Here is a 2,788-nt window from a genome sequence, read left to right as displayed (position 1 = left end):
CTTAAACAGAAAGATGAGAGGCGCTGCTATGATCAAAAGCACGCCAACTATCCGGGTATCGGAACCGTTTTGTACGGTAAAGGTGTCTGTTTTATGCATCGCATCCAGTACACGCTTCAATACGGTAAAGCCATAGAGACCCAAACCAACGATTCCAATTTGTACAATCCACAAAAGTGAACCCGCAAACAGATCCGCATGCAGAGGTGCAAAACTCATCTCCAGCCCTCCGGCAGAAGTTAACACCGCCTGCTCGTCGGCTAATACCTCTTTTAGATGATCCACTAAAAACGATGAGTCGATATAGACATTGAACATGGCGCCAACCTCCCCTCCCGAGTAGAGAAAAATCCCAAACAGTAAACATTGTACAACTACTGAAACTAACAGTATCGCCCAGATCATTTGAGCTATAAAACGCAGAAAAGAGATGATGGACCAGCTTCCAAAAATTTTCATATCGTGAGCTCCTGTTCTTTTTGGAGTTTTACGCTGTGATCAAAACTCCATGCTATAACCAGTATCACTAATCCGAAAAACAGCATCATCAGGGGTAGACTAAACCCGGAGCTAACCTCCGAAGCATTGTCAAATTTCAGATCAACAAAGAAATCTTGCCTAATAAATGTACTCAGGAGCCACATTAATAATGGAGCAGCAATTGACATCCATGCGGTGATTTTCAGGTAGAATGCATTGTTTCGAGTGAAGAAGTCCGGTGTAAGAAGGCCTGTAATAAATTTTCGCAAATACCAGATAAAAACCATTCCATATAGTAACACAAACAGTAAACTCAGCGCATTTGATCTAACGTAGTTCACAAACACCGCTTTTTCGAGAGACACTGCCGGCACGGCATATCGAATAGGAAAATCATCGGTTGACTCTGTAACTATTGTACTATTTTGGATCAACCCAAAATATCTGCTTTCTGAAGAGCTAAGATCGCGATTGATTTTACTTGCTTTCATTGTCAGTGAGTCAGAAAATGAGACCCTGTATACATTATCTGTGGATGTGAAATAAAAATTCTCTTCGTCAATGTTATTTACTCGATCGATTATTCGCTCAAATATGTAATTATCTCCTAAAAAACTTTGAGATACCCGGTAGTTCATATTTGTAACACCTTCCAAATCGATATTCGGAGCAATCAATGATGGTAGCTTTATAGTGTAATAGACCCCAAAAAGGAACGATAGAGCCAAAATGATTAAAACCAGATTGCAACTCCACACAACAATTTTTACGGTAAAAGATGATTTCATAACATCCCTTTTAGTTTTTAGTTCATTCCTAATTACGATAATTATTTATTGATAAACAATAATTTTTTGTCTTTTAAAGAAATTCCTAACGAATACATACCTCATAGTTATCAGATGAATATTCCAGGTAAGTAGGTAAATATATCCCAACCACTCGTGGCACGACTTAAAGGCGTGCCACGAGTACACAAGCATGATTTCCAGGCAGTGTCTCAAACAAAAAACCGGCAGACTCTTTCGAATCTGCCGGCTCTTAAATTGTAGATTAAAAATCTAAGCTTAACTCGCACCTGGCCTCTTACATCTCGCCATTCACATCATTCCGCCCCACCCATCAGTGGCTCGTTAATGGCACGGATACTGGAATTTGGCAATCCTTCCGGGTAGTGTGTTTTACTATGGTCAAGTGCCTCAATCACCATTTTTATATGAAGCTCTTTAGAGTTTTCGTAGAAGCTCTGAGCCGCACCGGAGAGCTTCGGTTTACCGTGAAGCGGTTTATCGCTCACACAGAGAAGCGTAGCAAACGGCACGCGATAGCGATACCCGTTGGTTGCCACCGTGGCCGACTCCATATCCACCGCCAGACTCCGGCTGATATGAATCTGCTCTACAGCTCGTTTTTTGATAAACTCCCAATTCCGGTTAGCCGTTGTATAAACGGTTCCAAGCCGATACTCTCTTTCATATTTATCCATCACCTCTTTCATGTATACATTCAAAAGATGATTTGGCGTAATCGGGATGTTGAGCGGCAATATATCATCCAGCACCTTGTCTTCGCGCATGAAACCCGTCGCCAATACAAAATCACCGATCTCCTGGTGGTTTCGGAGTCCTCCGCAGTGACCTACCATTACCATTGCATCCGGACGAAGCACAGCCACGTGATCAGAAATCGTTTTGGCGTTGGATGGCCCCACTCCCATGTTGATCAGCGTCACACCTTTATTATCGGGAAGTTTATGGTGATAGGCCGGCATCTGAACAGATCGGTCCGGTTTCACGCAATCGGGATACAGGGCGTTAAAAACCTCCACATGCATGTCGTAGTTGGTAAAAAGTATATAGCGCTGAAAATCCTGAGGTTTTGTACCGGTGTAGTGTTCCAGTCTGTTCAGGGAAATATCAATCCGTTCCGGTGTGAACAGAAAGAGTTTCTTCTGTGTGATATCCCACTCATCTTCGTCGGCATTATCAAACAGATTTGGGTCGATCATTTCAACCCGCGGCCGTGAAGGGAACACTTTTACATCCGCACCTTTTTGCATCAGTTTTTTCATCTCACGGGTCAAATACCAGCGGTAGGCATGCGGAAGAGCCATTTCTCCCGTTATGATAGGGTTATGCTCCGACCAAGATCGCTTGATCATCAGCTTCGGATAGTCTCCCTCATCATAGATTTTCTCCATCAAGTCGCAGGCTTTATTTGCCAGCTCATCTATTTGCTTTTCGTTGCTGATTAAGTCTTTCGTAATTTCTAGTCGTTTATCCATAAAAAATTTACTGATGAGTAATTC

General features: G+C 42.5%; 3 protein-coding genes. All 3 read right to left on the bottom strand.

The features are described from left to right. On the bottom strand, nucleotides 1–459 hold a 459-nt coding region (locus ACESM0_RS13605; protein ID WP_372906746.1), incomplete at its 3' end, for a hypothetical protein. After that, on the bottom strand, nucleotides 456–1,268 hold the full coding sequence (locus ACESM0_RS13600) for a DUF2975 domain-containing protein (RefSeq protein WP_372906745.1): 813 nt from the start codon (nucleotides 1,266–1,268) through the stop codon (nucleotides 456–458). The genes ACESM0_RS13605 and ACESM0_RS13600, both read right to left, overlap by 4 nt. Before the next feature lie 317 nt (nucleotides 1,269–1,585). After that, a complete protein-coding gene (locus ACESM0_RS13595) occupies nucleotides 1,586–2,680 on the bottom strand; it encodes an AMP nucleosidase (RefSeq protein WP_372906747.1) in 1,095 nt (364 codons plus the stop codon). Nucleotides 2,681–2,788 lie beyond the last annotated feature (108 nt).

Origin of the sequence: Rhodohalobacter sp., assembly GCF_041686455.1 — a bacterium.
GTDB lineage: Bacteria > Bacteroidota > Rhodothermia > Balneolales > Balneolaceae > Rhodohalobacter.
This window is presented reverse-complemented; position numbering and strand designations above follow the sequence as displayed.

Excerpts from the sequence above, each read along its gene's own strand:
- ACESM0_RS13600 (WP_372906745.1), bottom strand. The coding sequence starts at position 1,268 with ATGAAATCATCTTTTACCGTAAAAATTGTTGTGTGGAGTTGCAATCTG.
- ACESM0_RS13595 (WP_372906747.1), bottom strand. The coding sequence starts at position 2,680 with ATGGAGAAAATCTATGATGAGGGAGACTATCCGAAGCTGATGATCAAG.